We start from the raw sequence: 24,149 nt of genomic DNA on the forward strand, positions 1-24,149 counted from the left end.
CAGTTGCCAGTTATGAGTTGATAGCTCTTTGGATCTGGCAACTCATAACTGGCAACTGGCAACTCACAAATGGCAACTCATAACACGTTGCTACGAGCGTCGCGCGTATTCTTCTGCACGGCAATGGCACCAAAAAGTGCCAGCAGAAACGACATAGCGTAGAACCCTTTTTCACTTAGCGTAAGCGTGGCATTCCAGAGCCCTACCGTTAGCAACGCTACCGTCAGGACGGTGGAAAACCAACTCAGGCCGTAGTAAATAGACGTAACCGGAACGCCTTCCATCTGGTCGCGCACAGTTTTCTGCAGCGAAACAGCCGAAAACAAGCCATACATCAGCACCGTGAAGTAGTAGCCTTTCTCGTTGAGCGCCATCTGGGCATTCGAAAGGCCGATAATAAAGGCAGCCATTCCGGCCAGGAGCGCCACCCAGGAGGCAGCAATGAATGCGTTGGAGGGCTTGGTGTTCATGGGTGCCAGAAAGTTTAGGTTTGACATGCAATGCCAGGCAGTAGCCCGACGACAAGTCAAACATAGCCGGCCTACCGCTCCCTTGTATTTAAACTTCTAGCGTGATCAGACTTTTGATATTAGCAATAGGGGCAAGTCCGTTGCACCACTATTATGATGCAGATTAAAGATAAAAGGCCTTAAGTAGACTATTGAACGACATCTAGTTTGCCGCGCCGGCAAGAATATCACCAAAAATTACCTGCTAAATTAGACATTTAATTGAAGCTACTTATCTTGAAAATCAACTCGCTTACACACAACGAGCCGCCCCATTAGGAGCGGCTCGTGGCGGTTAAGAGCGTTTGCCAGGGCGGGCGCTGCCGCGGGTACCGCGGGTAGAGCTTTTGGGTTTGGCAGTTCTACTAGCCGGGCCTTTCGTAGGGCCAGCCGGCCGACCCGGACGGGCGCCTGGCTGCCCAACTGGCCTCCCCGAGCCCGCCGCCCGACCCGCCGTAGCTAGGCCGCGGGGCGTAGCTGATTTGCGGCCGGTCGGCTTCTCGACCCAGGCACCCGCCGTTTTGGTTTTGGGCTTGCGGGGAGCTTCCTCGTTGCTGGAGGTAGAGGCGGGGCGGGCAATAGCAGGTTGGCCACTGAGTGGGCGCGCCGTTTTGCGCGAAGGCCGGTCGGCCCACTGCTCGGCGGTGGAAACGGTTTTGCGGCGGCGCGGCATGGAGCCGTCGTCGGTGCCGCTGGAGTGCTCGATCATCTCAAACAGCACTTTCAACTCCTTTTCGGTTAGCTCGCGCCATTCGCCCACACCCAGTCCTTTGATGGAGATGTTCATCACCCGAATCCGCTCCAGCTGCACCACCTCGTAGCCGAAGGCCTCGCACATGCGCCGGATCTGGCGGTTCATGCCCTGAATGAGGGTGATGCGAAAGATGTAGTTGGTTTCCTTCTTTACCTCGCACTTCTGCGTCATCACGCCCAGAATGGAGACGCCATTAGCCATGGCCTCGATGAACTGGTCGGTGATGGGCTTGTCGACCATCACAATGTATTCTTTCTCGTGTTGGTTGCCGGCCCGCAGAATCTTGTTGACGATGTCGCCGTTGCTGGTTAGCAGGATCAGGCCCTGCGACTCTTTATCGAGCCTTCCGATGGGGAAGATGCGCACACTGTGCTTGATGTAGTCGATGATGTTGCCTTTCACGCCCCGCTCGGTGGTGCTGGTGATGCCCGGCGGCTTGTTGAAGGCAATATACACGGCGTCTTCCTCGGCCCGCGGCTCAATGGGTTGCCCGTTTACCACCACCCGGTCTTTGGGGTTAACCTGCACGCCCACCGCGGCCCGCTTGCCATTCACGAACACGTTGCCCTGCTCGATAAACTTGTCGGCCTCCCGCCGGGAGCAGAAGCCGCTTTCACTGATGTATTTATTGAGCCGGATAGTCATCTTTTAGTTTTTAGTTGCTGGTTTTGGGTTCTGGTTGCAGTGCCAGCGAAAAGGCCCGCCCACGTACTAAACGCAAGTGGGCCGCAAAGGTACAACGGAACCCCGCGCTGCCTTACCCCGCTGCCCCAGTCGCCCTGAAAAACGCAAGCAAGGCAGTTTCCACAGCGGCCGGCAGCGTGGTAGGCGTCACGATTTGCAGCAGCAGTTGCGCACCTGCGGGCTTGAGCGTGTACGTTCCTTCGGTGACAGTGAAACGCAAATCACCCTGCGTGAACTCCCGCTGTTGCACGTCGTTTTCGGCGTGCATGGCTACGAAGGCAAGCGGGTGCAGCGCCTGCGTGGCGTTGTCGAAATACAGCCAGAAATACACGTTGCCAGGGTTATCGCTCTGCACATCCAGGCGCTTGATTTCGAAGATAGTAGCCGTAGCGGCTTCGAGTAGGAAAAGGGTGCGGTAGGGGATGGGCATGTTTAGAAAGATAACGGAAGTAGCTTGCCAGGGCTAAATTCATACCGCATGCCGCAAGGTAAAACTGTGCAACTTGATGGAACAAGAGTGAATAATAGAAGCCGTTTAACTACGAGAAGGACAGCGCAGCTCAATACGTAATGGTGCGCTTCGCAATGAGCACTTTCTTGCTTTTGAAGAACTGGTACTGCCGCGTCCAAGGACCCTTTGGCGAATAGTCGTAGCTATATTCAAGGGTGTCGCCCTGGCCATCAAACCAAGAAACCGGCGAGGGCGGCGACATAGACCGATGATGTTTGACCAAGTCGCCTTGAATGTTGTATTGATAGGATTCGGTGTAGATAACTGCACCTTTCTCGCCCTGTTCGGTGAGGCGAGAGTTGGTGAGCCGGCCGTTGGTGTACGTGAGTTCCGTTACCTCGTTCGGTTTGCGGCTCCAGCCTTTCGCCTTGGTGAACTTAGTTGGACGGTTATCCCGGTCGAATTCCAGATAGTGAAAGACATACATAGTATCAGTGCCAGAGAGGACTGTCTTACGGATAATGCGCGCCGAGTCAGGGCTGTACTGGTAGCTAAAGCTGAAAATCTGGATTCGGTCGTTCATGCCTGGATTAATGACTCTTTCTTGTTGCAGCTTATTACGGCTCGTAAATGAGTACTGCTCGATTATGTTGAGCTGCCGCCGGAAGTAGACCCGCCCGTCGGTAGCCCGGCCCTGCCCGTCGAACTTGTATTCGGCCCAGAACCCCTCCGGCCCCAGACCGAAGGCCTCAACCTTCACCTGCTTAGCACCGGGAAACTTCTCGTTTTCTGCGTCGAACTCCTGCGCATGCGCCAACTGCGGCAAAAAGTGAAGCAGGCTGGTAAGCAACGCTATACAGCGCAATGCTTGGGAGTAAGTGTGCATAACATGAGGGTAGGATAAACCGCGTAAAAGTAAAAGAGAGTGATACAGCTGCATCACTCTCTTAAAAAATCAGAACAACGGGCTGCCCTACAGCGCCACTTTCTTCTCGCCCTTGTTCACGCCCAAAATGAACTTGGTTAGCCCGTTCATGTAGGTCTGCTGGTCGTCGTACAGGCTCATGTGGCTGCCGTTGGGACAGATGAGGGCGGTGCCGTTCTGCACTTTAGTGGCTATCATGCGCATGTGCTCCGGGTCCATGGTGTCGTACTTGCCGCCGATGCTGAGGACGGGGACGGACAGTTTCGGCAGGTCGGGCACCCGGTTCCAGGTGGTGAGCTTGCCCGAGATGCCAAACTCGCTGGGACCCTGCATGGTCACGTAGAGCGACTGATTGATCTTGCCCATTGAGCGGGTTACTGGCTCGGGGTTAGGCACGATGCGGCACAGGTGCTGGGCATAGAAGTTGGGCTCGAGCAGCCCCATATAGCGCGGGTTGGCAAAATCTTTTTTAGCCTCTAACTGCCGAATTTCGGCCAGTACTTCGGGTTTCATTTGCTTGGCGAGCACCTCGTCGGCGTACCGGCCATAGTCGGGGCAGCTCATCATCATGTTGGAAATGATGAGGCCCTTGAGGTTCTGCTGGTACTTGAAGGCGTACTCGGCGGCCAGGATGCCGCCCCAGCTGTGGCCCAGCAGATAGAAGTTATCCTTGGTTAGGTGCAGGGCCTGGCGCACCTGCTCCACTTCCTCCACGTAGCGCGGCAAGCTCCACAGAGCGGTGTCCCGGGGGTTGTCGGAGTTGCCGCAGCCGAGCTGGTCGTAGTAGATAAACTCGATGCCTTCGGCGGGCAGGAAGTTCTCCATGCACTCGAAGTACTCGTGGGTGGCGCCGGGGCCACCATTGAGCAGCAGCACCTTCATTTTCGGGTTGTTGCCAAAGCGCTTGGTCCAGACATTGAACTTGCCTTTGGGCGTGGTAATTGGAACAACCTGCACGCCGCCATCCTGCACGCCCATTTCGGTCGGCTGGAAGTAAGCTGGAGCAGCCGAAGCGGCCGTTTCCTGTTTGGGCTGGGTGTTGCAGGCGGCGGTTAGGAGGCCCGCAAGGAGTAAGGCAGAAGCGAGTAGTTTTTGTGGCATAACAGGTTAAACCTACTATAATTTCTTTTCTCCCGATGTTTAACGCAGAAGTCTTTGCAGCCTGTCTTATGCAGCCAATGAGTTGAACTCCAATTCATTCTTCTCCATCTGGGTGCTGTGCCTTCTGCCGTGCTGCGCCAAGAAATAGATATACTCGTAGACGTTGAGCTTGCCAAGGCCATTAACGCTCATTGTTGTTTTATACAGCAAGCCCTCCCATTACGAAGCGCATCAAGTGAGGTCAGGCACTGCTGTACTTGCGCTGTAAGCTGCTGGCGGACTTCCACCAACGGCTTGGCTCCGGTCGGTTCCATGTGCTCGGGCCTAATCCAGGCGAAAGACTTGTGTTGGCCTATTTCGGCGAGCTGTGCGTACGGAAATCTATAACTAGCCGACTCGGATGCCAGGTTGGCTTGTTGAGTGTTCAACAAAGCTTTATTGACGCCCTTCTCGATGAGAATAAGCAAGTAATGATTGGTCAGGCCAATATGCTCTAGAATCTGGTCTATCGTCCAACCCCCATTGCGTGGGCGGTACGCGCGCAGGTGAGCGTCCTTCTCGAACCACCACCTATCGATGTTGGAAAACGTGCCAACAAGCGTGTTTCTAACATCAGTAACAACGGCTTCTAAAGCCATAACGGTAAGCTTGGTAGGGGAATCGGATGTATCAAATCAAAGCGGGCCACCCCAACCGGAGCGGCCCGCAACCTAACCGAATCGACTACAAAATCTGTGAAATCCAAAAAATCCGGCTAAATCCGTGATTTAGCCGAGCGTGTGGTACACAGCCTGCACGTCGTCGTCTTCTTCGAACTTCTCGATGAGGTTCATCACTTCTTCCAGCTGCTCGCCTTCGAGGTGCACGGTGGTATTGGGCACGCGCTGAAGCTGCGCCGACGTGACGGCAAGGCCTTTTTCTTCGAGGGCTTTCTGCATCTGGCCGAAATCCTGGAAGGTGGTTTCCACCACAATGAAGTCTTTCACGGTGCCGTGCTCGTCTTCTTCCTGGTCGGCGTACACGTCCTCGGCGCCGGCGTCAATCAGCTCCAGTTCTAGCTCGTCGAGGTCGAGGCCTTCGGCGGCGAGGCGGAACACGCCCTTGCGGGTGAAGGTATAGTCACTGGAGCCGGCGGTGCCGAGGGCACCGTTGCCCCGGTTGAAGTACATGCGCACGTTGGCTACGGTGCGGGTGGGGTTGTCGGTGGCGGTTTCGATGACCACGGCCACGCCGTGGGGCGCGTAGCCCTCGTACACCACTTCCTGGTAGTCTTTTTCTTCTTTGCTGCTGGCGCGCTTAATAGCGGCTTCTACCCGGTCTTTGGGCATGTTCACGCCTTTGGCGTTCTGCATGGCCGTGCGCAGGCGGGAGTTGGCATCCGGGTTCGTGCCGCCTTCTTTCACAGCCATCACAATTTCCCGGCCGATACGGGTGAAATCCTTGGACATCCGGTCCCAGCGCTTCATTTTGCGGCCTTTCCGGAATTCAAATGCGCGTCCCATCTATGGTGAGTTAGTGAATTAGTGAGTTTTTTGGTCGGCGGAGTGGGCCGAAAGAGGCGTGCAAGTTAACAGAAAGCCCACCGGGGCGCAATTGCTATTGACGCTGTAAGCTGGCTTAAGCACTAAGGGTACTGAATGAGAAGCTATTGCGCCCGCAGCGTATAGGTGCTGTAGTTGCCGGCCGGGAAGCCCTGAATAATGAGCGTGAGCAGGTTGTTGCGCAAGCGGAATGAGCCCTGGTCGGTGCGGGGCTGGCCTTTCTTGTCGGTATAGGAGAAGGTGATTTGGTCGCCGGTGAAGGCAAAGCGGCCCGTCTGGTCGAAGGGCATGGCGGTACCGTTGGCCGCCAAAGTTAGGTGCTTCTGGTAGGTGCCATTGGGGTTGAGCGTAAGCGTACCTCCTACGCCCTTGGCGGCAATAGGAGTAGGGCCGCTGGCTTTATCCAGAATGTCGTAGGTGAGGTAGGCATACGTGGCAAAAAACGACGGTTGCAGCGTAGGAGCCGGCGAGGCAGCTCGTTGCGCCGACGAAACCAGCGGAGCGCCAAGCAGCAGGCAAACAAGGAAAAAGAGAAAACGAATCATCCCGAAATGTAACACCGCCGCCTGATTTCTCTGCTTATAACCGGCGAGTGGCTTGTGCTAGGACTACTTTCCGCGCAGACGAATTGCATTTGGATTCAACTCTCACAATGAAAAGCAAAACAGCCTCCGCCCCTGAACTTGCCGGAACGAAGACTGTTTAAAGCATAAACCGAAGCTGTGCTCACGCACAACAAGCCACTAAGAGCCTATCCGAATAGGGAATGTCGGAATGACATTCTCTATTCGGATAGGCTCTAAGCAGGAATGTCAGTGGCTCCGGCTTTACTCCGAGTTGCTCCGGACTACAGCGTGTACTTGGGGCCGGCTACAAACCGACGCGACGATACATAGTCAGTAGCGGGGAGGGGCTGTTGCTTGCGGCGGCGCTGGCGCTGTAACACCAGTAGTATGGCCGCGCCCGCCAGTAAGCTCACACCCGTAAGCGCCAGCGTAACGCGCTTGGGCAAGGGGTCGTCGGGCGCAATGGGCAGGTAAGCTACTCCGTTCTCGTCGAGGCGGGCCGGGTCGTTGACGTAGCGGCCAAAGGTGGGCATGGGGAAGAAATTGGCTAACTGCTGCAGGCCATCGGTAGCCTCGGCGCCTTGGATGGCGGGGCCGTGGCCGCAGCCAATAGCCACCGGGCGCAACCCCGCCAGCTTCTGCACCGACTCGCGTACCTGCTGCCAGTTGTAGTTGAAAGGGGCGCCGGCTACACTCACCTTCGGCAACTGCAGCAGTACTGAGGGCACCGACTCGTGGTTGGTGGTTGCAAAAGCATCGCCCCCGAGCAGAGTAGCGTCTTTCTCGCGGAACAAGGCCACTTGGCCCGGCGCGTGGCCCGGTACGTGGTGCCAGTGCCAATCAGGCAGGAAAGGAACGGTAGCGGAATCGGCGGGCAGGGCCTGCACCACGCTGCCAAGCTGAAACGACTGCGGGGGGAAGAACCGGGCCACGAAGGCCAATGAGCCACCATTCTCCACCGTAGGGTCGGCGGGCGGGTACACGGCCCGGGCCGTGAGGAAGGGCAACTCCAGTGGGTGCGCAAACACCGGTACCTTCCAATGCTCGGCCAGCGCCAGGGCCGAACCGGAGTGGTCCATGTGGCCGTGGGTCAGGATGATGGCCTCGGGGTGGGTGCCGGGATAAAACTGCGCGTCGGCGGCGGCAATAATGGCTTTTTCCGAGCCTGGCAGGCCGGTATCTACCAATACCCACTCGCCGGGAGTGCCAGTTTCCACGAAGTAAAGATTTACAAACCGTTGGATGGTGAGCTGGTGCACACCAGCAGCTACTTGTTTCATAAAATCCAGATGCTTGAGGTCAGGTCTGAGAAGTAGTACGGTATTTCAGCTGAAGAGTAGAATACTAGTGTGGAGTTTCTCTGCTACACGATCAAGAAAGCCGAACCCTGTGCGTGGGTTCAGCCACCAAACGGCGGCCGTATCTGGCGGCAGTATATTTGGCTTACCATGCAGCCCGAGGCAGGTGGTTCTGGCGCTGAGAAGCTGCATTGGCTGGCTTGTGCAATGGTTTCAGATAATGCTTACGGAGTGCTGCGGCTAGTATCAGTACGGCAGCCTACTGCTGTAAACAAAAGCAGCCCCTCGAAACCGAGGGGCTGCTTTTGTTTACAGCAGTAGGCCATAAATCAATCGGGACGAATTACATGCCGCCAGTCGTGCTGCCACCGGCCGAGCCGCCACCCGTGGTGGCACCGCCTGCCGTAGAAGCACCTGCCGTAGTACCACCGCCAGCCGTAGAGCCGCTAGCCGTAGAAGCGCCACCTGCCGTAGAAGCACCGCCAGCCGTAGAGCCACCAGCCGTAGAAGCGCCACCAGCGGTAGTGCTGCCGCCGCCAGTAGTGCTACCAGCCGTGCTGCCGCCAGTAGAAGCGTCACCGGCGCCCGTCATAGAAGAATCGGAACCCATGCCGGCGTCGGAACCCGTGCCAGACTCAGAAGTTGAAGCATCAGTGGAAGTGCCGGAAGCACCGCTGCTTTCGCCACCAGCCTGGCTGCCTTCGCCGGCATTGCTGCCGCCACCACAAGAAGAGAAAGTAAACGAGGCGGCCGCCAGGGCCATGAACAATACCTTTTTCATAAGTTTGTTTTGGTTGGTAAGAGTGAGGTTTGGTGAGCAGATCTGCTATTCTGTTGAACAACCAAATGATCTGCTCTTAATACAGCCATTCAACGGGAGGTAACCCGGAATAGACTAATAAATCTTGATTTTGTTATAACTGTCGAGCTTCTCATTGTTCTTCCGTGACTTACCGGATACACCCGATTCTTCGGCTTGAAAACCAAAAATTGTTGGGAGAAGTCTATTTTTCTGGCTTGTAGCGCTTTTTTACCGAATTGGCGGTGCGCGTTTATTTGGTGATTGGCGGCTCCCAAAAGCAAGAGCACAAGCAATAAGAGCAACCGAAAAAAAACTGCAGAAAGACGCATAAATTTCGAAACAGACCAGACGATAGAGCCGCTAGTACGCCAGCCCCGGTCCGATACGGGAGTTTTTGCCTTTAGGTCAAGAAAAATCGATTAAGATTAAGTGAACAGTGTGGTTCTGCTTGCTGCTTCAGGGGGTAGTTAAGTCCCGGAAGCAAACTGCAAACTTTCGTTGTTCACACAATTAGAGGAGTCGGCAACCCGTTGATAGACAGAGGATTTACTGCTCGTATTCCTGGTGAAAGAAGGTCCTGCTGTACTCATGTAAATGCAGCGTCCTGCTTTCCAAAAGCAGCCGTTGCCCAAGCAGTTATAAAACCTATATTTCAACCTCAGCTATATCAATCCAAACCGCGCATGTTAACGAAGCTATTCCTGCCGCTACTATTTTTGGGTGCCACTTCTGCCGCAACTGCACAACCCGGCTGCGCGGTGCCCGCAATAAAACTGTTGCGCGACAACGTGGAGGTGCCCGCTACCGGCAGCGCCTTATTCCCGAGCGTAACCTTGCGCGTTATCCCCGATGCCGGGTGCCCGGCGCAGGGGAACTTCCGGTTCCGGAATGCAGAATTGACGTTGGTACGCCACGGGCGCCCCCTTCTGCCTAACATGCTAGTGAATCAACCTCAGGTAGATTTACGGTCTTTACTAAGTATGTATCAGCCAGGTGATCATCTGGTTGTGTTCATTGCTTATGAAAACTTGGCGATAGTAGGCGCCGATGGTAAGCTTAAGCCCTATCTCCAAACCAAACCCGTGAAGCCCAAGCCGGGCCACCTTGATCTGCTAACCGACGAAGCCAAGGGCATCAGTTTCAATTGGCCGCTGGTGAAGCCTTAGCTGAAGCCAGCCTCACAAAACGGCCTGCCGCGCCGGTTAGGCCAGCGCGTATTCAGGCGAGCATGTTATCATCAATAGTCAACCATACCAACAGCCTTTCAGTCAAGCGCTTGATAGCTGCTGCCTTCGCGCAAAAAGAGGGCCTGACCGACGCTATAATTGCGTTAGTCAGGCCTTTACTATTTCCTGGCTAGCAGTTCCCGCACCTGCGTGTAGCGAATATCGGGGTAGCGGGCATTGTCGAGGGTGTCGAGCTTGACCTGGCCGCTGAGCATGTTGTGCAGGTACTGCATGCCCTGCCACGGCGGAAATATTTCGTTTTCGGCGGGTACGAGGGTTTGCGTTACTTTAATCAGGCCACCAAGAACGCCTAGGCTGCCGGCCCGTAACAGCTTGAACTCTTTACCCATAGCCTCGGTGGCGGCGGCTTGCAGCCCGCGGATGCTAGCTACCTCGCCCGCCACGCGCAGGTAGCGGGGCGTAGTGGAGTCGAGGGCGGCGGCAGCCGTGAATTCGGCGGTGTTTACCATCGTAGTGAAATCGAGGGGTTGGTCGGCGTCGCCCCAATATACCACCCGGCGTATGCTCGGCTGGATAAGCGGCGCCTGACCCGTCAGCAAATCCATGAACATGCCATTGAGGATGGACGTGGCCTGAATGGGCGCTTTATCGAGGCGCCGCTGAAACTCCCGGCGCAGATCGAAGTTACGGTTCGAGCCGTCGGGAAGCTTAGTGAAGTCGGCCGAAAAGTCGGAGGGAATGAAGCGGGGCACGCCGGCCGCTACGGCCGCTTCCAGCAGGCGCGTTTGCGCATCCACAATCACCTCCCGTAGTCCCGACAGCACCGACACCACACAGCTAGCGCCCGTGCAGGCTTGCGTGAGGTCGGCCACGTTGTTATAATCAACTTCTACCACCGTAGCGCCTTGCAGCCGCAGCGAAGTAGCCTCTGCTTTGGTGCTGGCGCCGGGCCGTACCAAGGCCCGCACAGTGGCGCCGCGTTGGCGGAGGTGGTGCGCAATCAGCAACCCAAGGGCACCAGTGGCGCCGGCCAGCACAATGGGGGCAGGGTCAGAAGTGGTATCGGGAAGAGGCTGCGAGTTTTGCTTGGTGGCTGGTGTCGAAGTCATGGGGTACTGCTAAAGGAAGCCTTGAATGGCTTGTGGAGAATGTAGCTGATTAAGATTCGCAAGTATGGATACAGGTTACCAGGTTGCTAGCTCGAATATTTCGCCGTCGGTTGGTTCGTACCGGATCAGGCCGGCTTGTTTGTCCTAGTGAAACGCCTGCATCCGTTGGTTGTCGTAGTTGGTGCTGTTGCGTCCCTCCCGAAAAACGAACAGCTAGGGAGGACATTTCTTTTCTGCTAGCTCATCCATACGCAACTCCCATTGCCTGGGTGGTATGCCTGCTTAGATAAGCAGAGCTGCAAAAGCCTTTACGGCAAGCAAATGCACGGCCTGCTAAAGCAATACGCCTACCATGCGCATGGGGCACCTCAAAACAACCTATCTGCATTCCTCTGAGCTTAGGTAAACAAGCAGAAGAGGCGCGCTAGCCACCAGCTTGCCTGCAAACTACGTACGTCCTGGGAAGTAGCGCTAGTAGCCACCCCGTAACGATACGGCGATGAGCAAGCACCAGCAAACCCCTGCCCAGCCGCTTAAACCTAGTGTCAATGGAGCCGCGCCGCACATCAACAAGTGGTTGAGTGCCCGCGAAATTTGTGTAAGCAGGGCCGTAAAACTGTGTTGGCCGCTGGTGCTACTAGTTAGGCTGACAACTTCCTGCTCCGAAGAACAAGCCAACTACCAAAGCGCCGAGCAGCCCGTCGGCCAAGTCACAACCGACCCTGAAACTACCCCAGCTAGCGACGAAACTATAGCTGATAACACGGTGGCGTCAACTGAGCAGGTGCCCGGCGCCGGCAGCCGGTACCGCATAACGGCCGAAACGGCGTATTTCTTTGAGGAGCCCCAGCAGGGTAAGCCAAGCAGCAAATACCTGCTTCGGGGCGACGTAATTTATGGCGAGCAAGAAAGCAATGGCTTCATAAAAACGCGCTTCAAGAACCCGAATGGGGCAACTGTTATTGGGTGGCTAAAGGAGCAGGAGCTAAGCAAGCTGGCGGTTGGTTCGGCGCCCGTTACAGCGCGAAACAGCCGACCCGCAAACGCCTCTGCGCCCCATGATACCTATGAAAGTGAGCAAGCTTCGAGCGCGCCAGTTGAGGCCACTGAAGCCGACGCTGCTGGAAACACAACGGCCGTGGTGCAGGCGGCCCGGTCGTACTTCTACAATTCGCCCGAGCTGACGCAGCCCCGCAAAGCCCACTGCGTACGCGGCGACAAAGTGCAACTCGGGGAGTCCCGCGGTGATGCAGTATTCGTCACGTTCACCAATTGGGAGAAAGTAACCACCACTGGCTGGATGCGCAAGGACGCCCTGCACTAAGCCCATCAAGCAGAGTATTTCAACCCTCAAGGCCACCCATTGTGTATGAGTGCTAAGTCTTCATACAAGCCACTTTAGGCGGGTATTACGGAAAGTAAAATCCCGAGGCTGTGCAGCACCCTTTCACCACCCCGGAAAATGCCCGTCCACTCTGGCAACTCAGCGAAGAGCTGACCGACTCCCGGTTCCTGAGCGAACCAGCATAGCAGGTAAGACAAACCAGAAACGCCGTTGTTTCGCATTACTTACCGGAAGTTTATATACTTGCTGTAAGTACATTTCGGCACCGGGTAGTTACCGGTTGGATATCGTTTTCGCCGCGACTGGTTAAGCGCAGGGCTTAAGAAAGAATGGTCATCAAGTGTGCGCTTTTCAAGGTGCTGCCTGATTGGGGCGGTACTATCATCCTGTTCAATTCTGCCCCACGTGTAGTATGCTACAGTCCGTTGCGCCTCCTCCGTTGTCTGCTTCCAGCCAGGCGGTTTCGTCACGCGTCCAGGCGGTGGATGTGGTGCGGGGACTGGTAATGGTGATCATGGCCCTCGACCATATCCGGGAGTTCTGGACGCCTACCTTTGTACGGCCCGAGGACGTGACGCAGGCCTCGGGGCTGCTGTTTTTCACCCGCTGGATCACGCATTTCTGCGCGCCGACGTTCGTTTTTTTGTCGGGGGTGAGTATTTGGCTTTATCAGCGAAAGCAGCCCAAGCGGCCAGCGGTAAGTCGGTTTCTGCTGACGCGCGGTTTGTGGCTGGTGCTGCTGGAACTGGTGGTTATCAACTTCATTCTGCAATGGGGCTACAACCTGTTGCTGCTGCAAGTCATTTGGGCGATAGGGTGGGGGATGGTGCTTCTGGTGGCCCTGATCTGGCTGCCGCGCGGGGTGCTGGCCGTACTCGCCGCGGTTATAGTGGCGGGGCATAATTTGCTGCCCATTATTGAACCCATAACTGCTTCTAATGCAGGATGGGCACTGCTCCATAACACCCCCTTTGTGCTGCCGGTCGCGCCTTTGCCGCCTTTTCTGGTGGCGTACTCCGTTGGCCCGTGGCTAGGTGTAATGCTGGCTGGCTACGTGATTGGGCCGTGGTTTCAGTTGCCGCTCCCGCAGCGGACGCCGCTGTTGCGCCGGGCCGGGGTGGCCTTGCTGGTCGTGTTTGTGGCACTGCGCGCAACTAATTGGTACGGCGACTTGGCGCCCTGGAGTGTGCAGCCGCGAGGCTGGCTCTATACCGTGCTCTCATTTGTGAATATCACCAAGTATCCGCCGTCGTTGTTGTTTCTGTGCCTCACGCTTGGGGTGGCGCTGCTCCTGTTAAGCGTAGCCGAAACGGCTACCAGCCGGCCGAGTCGGTGGCTGCGCACGTTCGGGCAGGTGCCGTTCTTCTACTATTTGCTGCACCTGCTCCTGATCAGCGCGTCTGCGTGGGTCTGGACATATCTGGCCTTCGGGCATCCGGTTAATTTCTCATTTATCACCAGCAAAGACTGGCCGGCTACGTACAAGCCGAGCCTGTTGCGGGGCTACGAAGTATGGCTTGGGGTCGTGCTGGTGCTTTATTGGCCCTGTCGTTGGTACCAACGCTTCCGCCAAACGCATGCCTATTGGTGGCTTTCGTACCTATAGCGAGAAATTAGTATTACTTATTGTAGATATATCTTTGATTTTTTAAGTTTAATACCTGTTCTCTGCATCCTGCCACTCATCAAAAAGTGGGCGGGGAACTTGGTTGCCGTTGGTCAAGGGAGCCTAGCTAAATTGGTGGTTTATTCTATTGTTTAAACTACCAAACTACTTCCTTCTATCTACTAGCTCTTGTTGCCGCGAACTGTAGCGGCTGCCACGCACATCTAGCGTTCATTTTAAGAATATGCACCACATTGTTTACCAAAGTTCGGCCGTAGGACAGCCCACTACTGCCGATTTGAAGTGGTTGCTGCAACAATCGCGCACCAACAACCTTGCCCTTGGCATTACGGGCTTACTGCTTTACAGCAATGGTAATTTTCTGCAAGTGCTGGAAGGCAAGGAAGAGGTAGTTCGGCAGGTGTATGCCAAGATAATAGTCGATCAGCGCCACATACACGTACTCAAACTCTCGGATGGGGCCATTGAGAGGCGCATCTTTGGCGACTGGTCGATGGGTTTTCAACCACTGAAGAGTGATGATTTTATGCGCCTCACCGGCTATATCAATCCCTATCGCTCTAACTTCCTGGATGCGCACCTACCAGAAATTGACGAGAGCATGCTCGTGTTGTTGAAGTCGTTCGTGCTAAACGACGGCTCCAATCCGTAAGTCCTCACGCAGTAGAGCTACCAATCCGGCCGTGTAAAAAGCCATACCTGTTTTCAACACTCGCCAGTTTATAAGCACCGAAAAGGCCCCCCTCGTCAGGGGCGCCTTTTCGGTGCTTAAGGTGTGCTGATCCGACGGGCTACCGGCGGCCGTCACGACGGTCGTCGCGGTGGGCGGCTTCCCACCGAGTCCGCTCTTGGGCAGTTATTTTGTGCTTCTTGTCGTAGCCGTAGTTGAAATTCCGGTCGTTGCGGTCGTTGCGACGGTCATTATCGGCGCGGTCGTTGTCGCGGCGGTCGTTGCGGTGAGCGGCTTCCCAACGGGCTTTTTCGGCGGACGTTACGCGGTGCTTTTTCTCGTAGCCGTAGTTGAAACCGTTGTCGTTACGGTCGTCGCGGCGCGCTATTTCCTGGCGGCGTCTATCATCGTCGCGGTGGTCGGCGGCGGGAGCGGCAAACGAAGCCGTGGAAGTTAACAGAGCGAAGGCAGTGGCAAGGGAAAGCAGGGCAGTTTTCATGAGTTCGGAAAGTTGAAGAGTGGAAATGAGGCCGTTGCAGTAGGTGAGCAAGTGGCCGTCGAAGTAGTAGCAAGTACTTGATACCCTACTTGCAAGCTTGAGGCCGGCTTTGCCCTTCTTGCTCTTTCTGCAGGGTTTTGTCTACCAAAGGCCCCGTTTCCTCTACCGGTCGCTCCGTTTAGTCGACGTTGCTGCTTTGCTTGAAATTGCTGTGGCAACGCTAGCGCTTATACAGAGAGTAGAGAGCCAGTCAACTCATTTGTTGATGTAAGCTCGTTTTCTGCTTCCGAGTGCTTGAAAGGTTATTTTGGCGCTGCTGCATACCCGAGTAAGAATGTCTTTGACTACTGGTAACTCAGGCGGCGGGAGGGGCTGAGCCGGGCTGCTGTTGGGCGAAGCGTGCTTCGTTCTTCTCGATGGTAGACAGCACTTTTTCGGGGCGTATATCCTGCGCCAGCTCGGAAATCTCGGCGTCGTAGGCTTCTTTGATGTCCATCTTCTTGGCCATTTCCGTCACCAGAATAACGAGCCGCGTGATTTCGTGCTCACTCAGCAAGCTCACTTGCAAATCCAGGTTGGCCCGTCGGTCGGCTAGCTCGGCCATGCGGTTCTGGCTGATTAAAACGAACGTGGACAGAAAAATGGCTTCCACGGAAGCAAACATGGCCAGCACTACAAACGAGGCGTCGAAAGGCTTGAGTCCTAGCCAGCCGAGGTTCCAGATAATCCAGCCCCCGAAAAGCGCCAAGTGAATAAACACGAACGCCATGCTGCCGGTGAAGCCGGTAACGACATCGGCTATTCGGTTCTGCCAGCTTTTCTGCTGGTCCTTGACTCGCTCATGTTCCAGGAGCGCCTGAATGTTGCGCTCCACGATGTGAGCCGTACCGGTTGCCGAGGCAGCGTTGGGTGTGGTCTGAGCGGGTTTCACGAACTAGATGGCTTGGAAATGTTTAGGTTTTTATACGCTTTCCGGCCGGATTCAACTGTGGTTGAGGTGGTGGTTTTTCTGCCCTGATGAGCTTTAAACGATGTTTAACCTTGCGCGCTAAGCAGCATTGATAAGCCGGAAGCAGTGGCAGTTACGTAAGGCTTTAGGCCAGGGAAAGAGGTAAGGAAAATCTGGGAGTTGCCTCACTTTTTGCGAGCCAGGCTGTTTAGAAAACTAAAAGCCGCCCATGACGCAAGACAATAGCTCCTCGTTTCCACCCGGCACCTTCCGTCGCCAAGACGAAACCCCCGATTCCGAATTCTACCATCATCCGCGCTTCGTTACCCACATCGACGATGCGGCCATTGCCGCCGTTACGCAGCTCTACCGGGAGTATTTCCCGGCCAATAGCACCCTGCTCGATTTGATGAGTAGTTGGGTGAGCCACCTGCCCGCCGAAGTGCCGTACCCGCGCGTGGTGGGCGTGGGCATGAACGAAAAAGAGTTGCGCGCCAACCCGCGCCTGGCCGAGTACGTGGTGCAAGACCTCAACCAGCAGCCCACGCTACCCTTCCCCGACAATACCTTCGATGGCGCGGCCATTTGCGTTTCCATCGACTACCTGACGCAACCCGTAGCGGTACTCCGCGAACTGGCCCGCGTGCTGCGCCCCAACGCGCCGCTGGTCGTCACCTTTTCCAACCGCTGCTTCCCGAGCAAAGCCGTAGCCGCCTGGCACGCCCTCGACGACCGCGGCCACTTGGCGCTGGTGCAGCAGTATCTGCAAGCTGCTGGCCACTGGCACGCCATCAAGCTCCTCGACCGTAGCCCCGCACCCCGCCGCTCCGACCCGCTATTTGTGGTGATTGGACAGGTCGACAAGCCGGAACTCGTTCAGCCCGAATAAAGGGCCAGGAGCGGTAATAGGTAAACTTTTTGGGTGTGAACTAAGGCTTGAAAGTTGCCGGCCGCGTAGCTGTTATGGCACTAAACGAACACCTAAGAGCTTGATAGAACGTAAATAAGCGGAACTTTGTGTGGTATGGTTTTATGGTATTTCCATGAAATAGTAGGCTAACTAAGTGAAGATTTCATCAAATGATAGGCATGAAGCGGGAAGAAACGGTACTTGAAGTAGTAAGCACCTGCATACGCGCCGAGCACCTCAACCAGCTAAGTGTGCTAGTTGGCTTAAGTCCTGCGGCCGCAGGGCAGGCGCTGGCGCAGCTCTTGCCGCTAGTGATAGACACGCTCGCCGAGCAGACCAGCCGACCAGATGGCGTCGATTTCTTGTGGAACGTAACCCGGCAGGCGCAGGCCGATCAAGTGCTGGCGCAGCTCGATGCCATGGACGTAGCCAATTGGCACGGGCGCGGAGTGCGGCTGCTACGAGACTTATTAGGTGAAACCTACCCAACTACCATCTATCCTTTAGCCACGAAGGCGGACCTTTCTTTGGAATCGTATGCGCCGCTGCTGGAAGTGGGGGTGGCCGCCGTGCTAGGTTCCTTGGCAAAGTACACCGCCGACCATAATTTGGAACCCGCTGAATTAAGCGACTGGCTGCAAAGTGAAGCGCAACGTACCAAAAGCGCAGTTTTTTCGCAGCCTAGCCACGACGCGGCTACTTCCCGGCCGGCTGCTCGCCGCCAGAAGAGAGCTGCCAAGCCTGCTCCGGCGCCTACTTTTACAGCACCAGTCGGCAAGTGGCAGGAGGTAGGTGGGGGCAGCATTTTTATACCTCAGCAAGCTGCGCCCGCTGCCAAAGCCAGTAAGCGGCATCGTTGGTTGTGGCCTTTGCTAGTACTGTTAGGCTTGGCTCTCGGGTATGGCTTTTTCCGCTGGAATTATTTAAAACCGCCGGCCTCAACCAAGGCTTCGGTACCCGCAACCTACACCGGCGCTACCACCCAACCTCGTGCTGCAACTCCGCCAGCCGCCGCCGCGCCGCCCACCGCAGTGCCCGCTGGCCAGCCGCTGGTTATCACGCTCTTCAACGGTACTACGCTGAAGGTTAGCTCCAGCTCCACCGAGTATCAGCTTTACCAATTTCTGGCCGATCCTACGCAGCAAGTCGATCCGTTGAACGCCGCCGCGGGCTGGATTGATGTCGACCAAGTGGCTTTCAACGCCGGACAAGCCACCTTAACCGCTAACTCGTGGCAACAGCTGCGCAATCTGGCTATCATCCTGCGCACGTTTCCGCGGGCGCAACTCTTGTTTGGCGCTTACACCGATAGCAGCCCCGACAACCCCAAAAACCCGCGCTTAAGCGAAGCCCGGGCCCAATCGGCTATGCGCGCCTTGGCCGCGCAAGGAGTTTCACCCCGCCGACTCCAGGCCATCGGCTACAACGATGCAGTGCCAGCGGCAACTAATGACGCTCCGGCAGGCCAGGCACCTAATCGGCAGCTTCGCGTTAAAGTCATCAATAAGTTGGGGCCCTTGCTGCTAGCCCCTGCCGCACCGCTGCTGGCCGCCGTGCCAAAGCCAGTGGATAGCTCAGGCGCTAAATCATCGGTGCCGCAAGACACAGCCGACCAACTGTCTGATGAACCAGTTGTAGTAATGGGAGCCATTTCGGGCGAAGGGCCCGTTGAGCCAGTTATTGAGCAGATGGAGGCCGATAGCCGCTACCAAGTAACGGCGCGACTGGCGTATCTTTTTGCTGCGCCCAATCAGGCAAAGGCCACGAAAAGATATCTGCGCAAAGGCGACATATTGTACGGCCAACCCGAGCGCAACGGCCTTGTGAAAGTTAAGTTCTGGAGCCCTAACGGCGCGCTTGCTACCGGCTGGCTGAAGCTGAAAGAGCTGCAAAAGCTGTCGGAAGAAGAAGCTGTAACTCCCACCCAAACCGACCCCGCGTCCGACAGTTCAGAGTCCACGCCATCTGGCTCCGATGACTCTGCCTCCACCAAGTCGACTCCTGAGGCCGCACTGCTTTAAGCAAGTCGGCAACGGCCATAGTGTCAGCTGTTAAACTTGAGTTCGTCGGGCCGGAAACGTGCAAAGCGCATAGCACACTAAGTCGGCAAAATGGGCCCCTTAGGCGACAGGAAAAGGTTTGAATCTAAAGCTAGTTCCCCTCTTCGGAATTCATCTGAGGAGGGGAATTAGTGTTAGTAGGGCTCCGCAAAGTTAAACCAACAAGTAGAAGTTGTCCTGCATAATTTTTTACAGGGTCCCACCGCTTCTACTCACTGTTTGCAATTACTGATTGGGTTAATAAGCTTGAATCGAGGTGGCTAGAATAGCTGGTTGAAAACCGCTGTAAATCGATTCTTTGGTCTTGGAAGCAACAAAAGAAAAAGTCGGAAATCTTGGAACTTTTTTAGTGGTAATAAATACGTAAGCACTTGACATAAAGTATTTAAGCGGATTTTGGTGTGTGGTATGGTTTATGATATTTCAATAAAAAATTGTGTATCCAACAGACTAAAACCTTAACTAACAATGGCCTTTAAGCGGGAAGAAACGGTACTTGAAGTAGTAAGCAACTGCATACGCGCCGAGCACCTCAACCAGCTTAGCGCATTAGTTGGCCAGAGCCCTGCCATAGTAGGGCCAGCACTGGCGCAGCTCTTGCCCCTGGTAGTGCGCACGCTCGCCGAGCAAACCAGTCGGCCGCACGGCGCCGACTTCCTGTGGGACCTGACCCGGCAGGCGCAAGCCAGCCAAGTCTTGCACCAGCTCGACGCTCTAAACCTAGCCAGCTGGCAGGGGCGCGGGGTGCAACTTCTACAAGGCCTGCTCCACAACAGCTACGAGACGACCATCTCTCGTTTGGCCACCAAAGCAGGCTTGCCGTTGGCCTCATATCCGTTGCTGCTGGAAGTGGGGGTGGCCGTAGTACTTGGTGCCCTAGCAAAGTCTACTGCTGAGCACAACCTGCAACCTACCGAACTAGCTGACTGGCTGCAAAGCGAAGCGCCGGCTACTACCAGCTCTACTGCTCCCCGGTCCCAACGCAGCGCAACAGCTTCCCGGTCAGCTACGCCCCGCCGCTCCGCGCCAGCCAACTCTACTACAGCGCCTACATTTACGGCGCCCGCCGGCAAGTGGCAGGAGGTCGGCGGGGGCAGCATTTTCACGCCTCAACAAGCCGCGCCTGCCAAGGCCAAGGCGGGGCAGCGTTGGGTGTGGCCTTTGCTGCTGTTGCTAGGCTTAGCACTCGGCTACAGCTTTTTCCGCTGGACTTATGTTTCGGAGCCGGTGGCTTCAACAGAGCCGTCTATGCCCGTAACGTACACGGCCGCTAAAACGCAGCCAACTTCTGTAGCTTCCGCTACGCCGGCCTCAGCGCCAGTTATCGGCGTGCCAGCCGGCCACTACGACCCGTCCACCGACACCTACATCTATCACACGGGCCAGCCGCTGATTATCACCCTCTCCAACGGTGCTACCCTGGAGGTGGGCTCTAACTCCACCGAGTATCAGCTCTACCAGTTCCTGGCCGACCCCATGCAGGATGTCGATTCTGCGAATTCTGCTGCGGGCTGGATCAATGTCGACCGCGTATATTTCGAATCCGGGCAGGCCACGCTAACCGCTAAGTCGGCGCAACAGTTGCGCAACCTGGCAGCTATCCTGCGCACCTTTCCGCGGGCGCAACTCTTGTTTGGCGGCTACACCGATAGCAGCGGCGACGGCCTGAAAAACCTGTACCTAAGCGACGCACGGGCGCAGTCGGCCATGCGGGCCTTGGCTGCGGAAGGAGTTTCGCCGCGCCGTCTTCAGGCCACCGGTTACGGCGAAGCCACTCCGGTAGCTTCCAACAGCGGGCCAGTGGGCCGGGCGCTTAATCGGCGACTGCGCATTAAAGTGGTCAACAAACTAGGGCCACTGCTCCCCGAGCCTGCCGTGGTGCAGCGGGCTGCCGTGCCGCAGACTACACTCCTAAGTGCCCCGGTGACAGGGCTAGTTACCAAGCCAGCTTCGCCCTCAATGCCGCCTCAACCTACCGCCAACCAGCCGGTGCAAGCACCAGCCGTAGCAGCGCAAGCAGCCCCAAGCCAACCAACGCCGGAGCCAGCCGCCGAGCAAGAGGTGAAGGCTGATAGCCGCTACCGCGTGGCCGTGCGCACCACCTATCTGTTTGATGCGCCCAATCAGGTGCAGCCCACCAAAAAGTATCTGCGCAAAGGCGACATACTGTACGGCGCAGATGAGCGCAACGGACTCGTGAAAACCAGCTTCCGCAACCCCGACGGCGCTGTTAGCACTGGCTGGTTGAAGTTGCAAGAGCTGCAAAAGCTGCCGGAAGCTACCACTGCCACTGCTCCCGCTCGCAAGGCTGCTAAGCCCGCCCGACTAGCGGCAACTACGGCGCCCACCGGCTCCAACGGGTCTGCATCTACCGCTCCATCGGTTGGTGCGCGTGCCAATGCCAGCCCGAAGGGGTCGGTAACGGCTGTCGTGCGCGTCGCCAAATCGTATTTCTTCAGTTCTCCTAACCTGAGTGAGCCGGAGACGCGCAAAGCACATTGTGTGCGAGGCGACAAGGTGCAGCTTATCAAGGACGGCGGAGATGCGGTGTACGTGACGTTCACCAATTGGGAGAAAGTAACCACCACGGGTTGGATGCGCAAAGATGCTTTGGACTACAACTAATGAAACTGTTTGGGAAGTCCGCTAAACTCCTCACCCCGTCATGCTTCGACTTCGCATCTGGCTGCGCGGACGCTAGATGAAGCATGACGGGCGAGCAATTCCCTAACTAGTTTCACTGTTTATTTGAACAGGCAACTGCGTTGTTGATTTAAAACTAGACAGCAGCTAGTTAACTCGGGAAGTTTGCCGGGTGATAATAGCTGCGCCTTGCAGTAGCACGAAGAAGCGCTGGAATTTCAATGAGCACCAGTTCAACAAGAAGCCGGCTATTTTTGCCGGCTTCTTCTGTTTCAAGTGAACATCATGCAATCCACCAACACGGTATTTCTGGTGCGCCCGGCGCGCTTTGGCTTCAACCCCGAAACCGCTGCTTCCAATTACTTTCAGCAAGCCATAGCCGACCTCGATGCGGCCACCGTGCAAGCATGTGCCTTCGCTGAGTTTGATGCCATGGTTGCCAGCCTGCGCGCTAAAGGCGTAACGGTATTGGTCTTCGATGATATCCCCGAGCCGGCCAAGCCCGACGCCGTGTTTCCCAACAACTGGCTGACGCTGCATCCCGATGGCCGGGTGCTGCTTTACCCCATGTGCGCCCCCAACCGCCGCCTTGAGCGCCGCCCCGATATTCTGGAAGTGTTACGTAAGCAGTTTAGCATCAAGGAAGTGGTCGACCTCTCAGAGTACGAGCAAGAAGGCCGCTTTCTGGAAGGCACCGGCAGCATCCTCTTCGACCACGAGCACCGCGTGGCCTACGCCTGCCTTTCGCCCCGCACCGATGCTAGCCTATTTGCCGAGGTAGCCAATCAACTCGGTTATCGGCCAGTAACCTTCCGCGCCCACGATGCCCACGGCCTCGAAATATACCATACCAACGTGATGCTAAGCATTGGGTCGGGGTTTGCGGTGGTGTGCCTGGAAAGTATCGTAAATGCCGCAGAGCGTGCCGCCGTGGTGGCCTCTTTCTCGCTCACTGGTCACGAAATTGTGGCTATTTCACTGGCGCAAATAGCGCACTTTGCCGGTAACATGCTGGCGCTACAATCCACCGAAGGCACCAGCCTGCTGGCTATGTCGCAAAGTGCTTTCGACGCTCTAACGCCTGCGCAGCGCACCACGCTAAGCCGCTACTGCGAGTTGCTGCCGCTACCCATTCCTACCATCGAAACCATTGGGGGCGGCAGCGTGCGGTGTATGCTGGCGGAAGTGTTTCTGCCGGCTACTCGCTGACGGAACCACTTTCCAGACCGCCAAGACGATTTTCGTGGTTTTCCAACTTGCGCATCATGGCCGTGTTGGTGTCGGTTTGCTGCACCAAGGCCCGCAGCATCACCTGCTGCCGCTCGTCGGATTGGCGGAGCTGCTCGTTGGTTTGACGGAGTTGCTCGTTGGTTTGGCGCGTCTGCTCGGTGGTTTGGCGGAGCTGCTCGGTGATGTTATCAAGCTTCTCTACTGTTATATCAAAGCGCTTTAGTAAGTCCGACATCATTACTTCCAGTTGGCTAATACGCTCGTTGTTGTTCACAAGTCAAGTTATAGAGTCTTAACGAAGATGCACCAGGAAAAGATTGTGAAGCAGTGCAGCTGCTACCACGCGAACTTCTCGCAGGCGTTTTCTAATGTTGTTTTATAAAGGTACGACGAGTGCTCAAGTACCGGGGACAGGCTCGGGTTAGCTACCAGCAATTGCCACAACCCGGTGGTTGATCTTGAAGTAAACCTTAGCGGCGACAACATACTTGTCTACTTCTCCTCAACCACCACCCAATGAATCTAGCTGCAAATACTGTTCTTATTACCGGGGGAGCCTCGGGTATTGGCTTTGCCTTAGCTGAGCGTTTCGTGAAAGCCGGCAGCACGGTTATCATATGCGGCCGCCGCGCCGACAAGCTGCAAGAGGCCCAGCGGAAGCTACCAGGCTTGATTACGCGCGTCTGCGACATAGCGGTGGCCGCCGAACGGGTGGCGCTGTTGGCGTGGGTCCGCACCGAAGTCCCAACCGTGAACGTGCTGGTCAATAATGCCGGCATTCAAAACCGGATTCAGCTAGCCACCGACACCGAATCGTGGGAAAGCCGCAGTCAGGAAATTACCATCAACATTGAAGCGCCCATTCACCTGGCGATGCTGTTCGTCAACCAACTGCGCGAGCAGCCTGATCCGGCCATCATCAACGTGACGTCGGGCCTGGCCTTTGCACCGGCCGCGTTTGTGCCTATCTACAGTGCCACCAAAGCGGCCCTGCACTCGTTCACACTTTCCTTGCGTCATCAGCTGAAAGACACGCATATCCGGGTGCTGGAAATTGTGCCGCCGGCCGTGAATACCGATTTAGGCGGCCCCGGCCTGCACGACTTTGGCGTGCCCGTGGATGCGTTTGCCGATTCGGTGGTGGAACGGCTGGCCGCGGGCGAAATGGAGGTGGGCTACGGCTCATCGGAAAAGAGCCGGCTGGCTTCTCGGGCGGAATTGGATGCCGCTTTCGAGCAAATGAATAACCGGTAAAATTTCCTGCAGAGCGCAAAAGGGGCGCTACGGTT

At 56.2% G+C, this 24,149-nt stretch carries 23 protein-coding genes; 9 read left to right on the plus strand and 14 right to left on the minus strand.

Features of this window, described 5'->3' with window-relative positions; genetic code table 11:
* Positions 1–77: 77 nt before the first annotated feature.
* From yiaA to VF639_RS00050, 10 genes are all read right to left on the minus strand, one after another.
* On the minus strand, positions 78–470 hold the full coding sequence (gene yiaA, locus VF639_RS00005) for an inner membrane protein YiaA (protein WP_331143844.1): 393 nt from the start codon (positions 468–470) through the stop codon (positions 78–80).
* Positions 471–804: 334 nt separating this feature from the next.
* Positions 805–1,908, minus strand: a complete 1,104-nt coding sequence (rluF, locus tag VF639_RS00010) for a 23S rRNA pseudouridine(2604) synthase RluF (RefSeq protein ID WP_331143845.1) — start codon at positions 1,906–1,908, stop codon at positions 805–807.
* A gap of 112 nt (positions 1,909–2,020) precedes the next feature.
* A complete protein-coding gene (locus VF639_RS00015) occupies positions 2,021–2,377 on the minus strand; it encodes a hypothetical protein (protein WP_331143846.1) in 357 nt (118 codons plus the stop codon).
* 130 nt (positions 2,378–2,507) lie between these two features.
* A complete protein-coding gene (locus tag VF639_RS00020; protein WP_331143847.1) occupies positions 2,508–3,284 on the minus strand; it encodes a hypothetical protein in 777 nt (258 codons plus the stop codon).
* Positions 3,285–3,371: 87 nt separating this feature from the next.
* On the minus strand, positions 3,372–4,424 hold the full coding sequence (locus VF639_RS00025) for a proline iminopeptidase-family hydrolase (protein ID WP_331143848.1): 1,053 nt from the start codon (positions 4,422–4,424) through the stop codon (positions 3,372–3,374).
* 188 nt (positions 4,425–4,612) lie between these two features.
* A complete protein-coding gene (locus tag VF639_RS00030) occupies positions 4,613–5,062 on the minus strand; it encodes a DinB family protein (RefSeq protein ID WP_331143849.1) in 450 nt (149 codons plus the stop codon).
* A 129-nt stretch (positions 5,063–5,191) separates the two neighbouring features.
* Positions 5,192–5,926, minus strand: coding sequence for a YebC/PmpR family DNA-binding transcriptional regulator (locus VF639_RS00035; protein ID WP_331143850.1), 735 nt, complete (start codon positions 5,924–5,926; stop codon positions 5,192–5,194).
* Between the two features lie 143 nt (positions 5,927–6,069).
* Positions 6,070–6,510 (minus strand): hypothetical protein, encoded by a 441-nt coding sequence (locus tag VF639_RS00040; RefSeq protein WP_331143851.1) that lies wholly within the window; start codon positions 6,508–6,510, stop codon positions 6,070–6,072.
* A 302-nt stretch (positions 6,511–6,812) separates the two neighbouring features.
* Complete coding sequence (locus VF639_RS00045; protein WP_331143852.1) at positions 6,813–7,811, minus strand: MBL fold metallo-hydrolase; 999 nt, start codon at positions 7,809–7,811, stop codon at positions 6,813–6,815.
* Positions 7,812–8,172: 361 nt separating this feature from the next.
* Positions 8,173–8,610 carry a hypothetical protein gene (locus tag VF639_RS00050; RefSeq protein ID WP_331143853.1) on the minus strand — a complete coding sequence of 146 codons (438 nt, stop codon included), beginning with the start codon at positions 8,608–8,610 and terminating at the stop codon, positions 8,173–8,175.
* A gap of 704 nt (positions 8,611–9,314) precedes the next feature.
* Here VF639_RS00050 and VF639_RS00055 point away from each other — a divergent pair.
* A complete protein-coding gene (locus VF639_RS00055) occupies positions 9,315–9,797 on the plus strand; it encodes a hypothetical protein (protein WP_331143854.1) in 483 nt (160 codons plus the stop codon).
* 179 nt (positions 9,798–9,976) lie between these two features.
* Here the strand turns inward: VF639_RS00055 and VF639_RS00060 are convergent, their stop codons facing one another.
* On the minus strand, positions 9,977–10,927 hold the full coding sequence (locus VF639_RS00060) for an NmrA family NAD(P)-binding protein (protein WP_331143855.1): 951 nt from the start codon (positions 10,925–10,927) through the stop codon (positions 9,977–9,979).
* A gap of 499 nt (positions 10,928–11,426) precedes the next feature.
* Here VF639_RS00060 and VF639_RS00065 point away from each other — a divergent pair, with 499 nt between their 5' ends.
* The 3 genes from VF639_RS00065 (at position 11,427) to VF639_RS00075 (ending at position 14,551) form a co-directional block, all read left to right on the plus strand.
* Positions 11,427–12,251, plus strand: a complete 825-nt coding sequence (locus VF639_RS00065; RefSeq protein WP_331143856.1) for a hypothetical protein — start codon at positions 11,427–11,429, stop codon at positions 12,249–12,251.
* Positions 12,252–12,684: 433 nt separating this feature from the next.
* The gene (locus VF639_RS00070) at positions 12,685–13,878 is read left to right on the plus strand and encodes an acetyltransferase domain-containing protein (protein ID WP_331143857.1); all 1,194 of its coding nucleotides are present in this window, start codon (positions 12,685–12,687) and stop codon (positions 13,876–13,878) included.
* A 244-nt stretch (positions 13,879–14,122) separates the two neighbouring features.
* Positions 14,123–14,551 (plus strand): BLUF domain-containing protein, encoded by a 429-nt coding sequence (locus VF639_RS00075; RefSeq protein ID WP_331143858.1) that lies wholly within the window; start codon positions 14,123–14,125, stop codon positions 14,549–14,551.
* A gap of 139 nt (positions 14,552–14,690) precedes the next feature.
* On the opposite strand, the gene VF639_RS00080 is transcribed toward VF639_RS00075, so the two are convergent.
* Entirely contained in the window at positions 14,691–15,068 is a 378-nt protein-coding gene (locus tag VF639_RS00080) for a hypothetical protein (protein ID WP_331143859.1), read from the minus strand.
* Positions 15,069–15,423: 355 nt separating this feature from the next.
* Positions 15,424–15,999, minus strand: a complete 576-nt coding sequence (locus VF639_RS00085) for a DUF1003 domain-containing protein (RefSeq protein WP_331143860.1) — start codon at positions 15,997–15,999, stop codon at positions 15,424–15,426.
* 247 nt (positions 16,000–16,246) lie between these two features.
* Here VF639_RS00085 and VF639_RS00090 point away from each other — a divergent pair, with 247 nt between their 5' ends.
* The 4 genes from VF639_RS00090 (at position 16,247) to ctlX (ending at position 22,839) form a co-directional block, all read left to right on the plus strand.
* Entirely contained in the window at positions 16,247–16,906 is a 660-nt protein-coding gene (locus VF639_RS00090) for a class I SAM-dependent methyltransferase (RefSeq protein WP_331143861.1), read from the plus strand.
* A 200-nt stretch (positions 16,907–17,106) separates the two neighbouring features.
* Positions 17,107–18,948 carry an OmpA family protein gene (locus VF639_RS00095; protein ID WP_331143862.1) on the plus strand — a complete coding sequence of 614 codons (1,842 nt, stop codon included), beginning with the start codon at positions 17,107–17,109 and terminating at the stop codon, positions 18,946–18,948.
* A gap of 507 nt (positions 18,949–19,455) precedes the next feature.
* Entirely contained in the window at positions 19,456–21,612 is a 2,157-nt protein-coding gene (locus VF639_RS00100) for an OmpA family protein (RefSeq protein WP_331143863.1), read from the plus strand.
* Positions 21,613–21,915: 303 nt separating this feature from the next.
* On the plus strand, positions 21,916–22,839 hold the full coding sequence (ctlX, locus tag VF639_RS00105) for a citrulline utilization hydrolase CtlX (RefSeq protein ID WP_331143864.1): 924 nt from the start codon (positions 21,916–21,918) through the stop codon (positions 22,837–22,839).
* On the opposite strand, the gene VF639_RS00110 is transcribed toward ctlX, so the two are convergent.
* Complete coding sequence (locus VF639_RS00110; RefSeq protein WP_331143865.1) at positions 22,829–23,134, minus strand: hypothetical protein; 306 nt, start codon at positions 23,132–23,134, stop codon at positions 22,829–22,831. The two genes, ctlX and VF639_RS00110, sit on opposite strands and share 11 nt — an antisense overlap.
* Before the next feature lie 242 nt (positions 23,135–23,376).
* On the opposite strand from VF639_RS00110, the gene VF639_RS00115 reads away from it, so the two are divergent.
* Positions 23,377–24,114 carry an SDR family oxidoreductase gene (locus VF639_RS00115; RefSeq protein WP_331143866.1) on the plus strand — a complete coding sequence of 246 codons (738 nt, stop codon included), beginning with the start codon at positions 23,377–23,379 and terminating at the stop codon, positions 24,112–24,114.
* Positions 24,115–24,149 lie beyond the last annotated feature (35 nt).

This window comes from Hymenobacter sp. (assembly GCF_036387835.1).
Taxonomy (GTDB): domain Bacteria; phylum Bacteroidota; class Bacteroidia; order Cytophagales; family Hymenobacteraceae; genus Hymenobacter.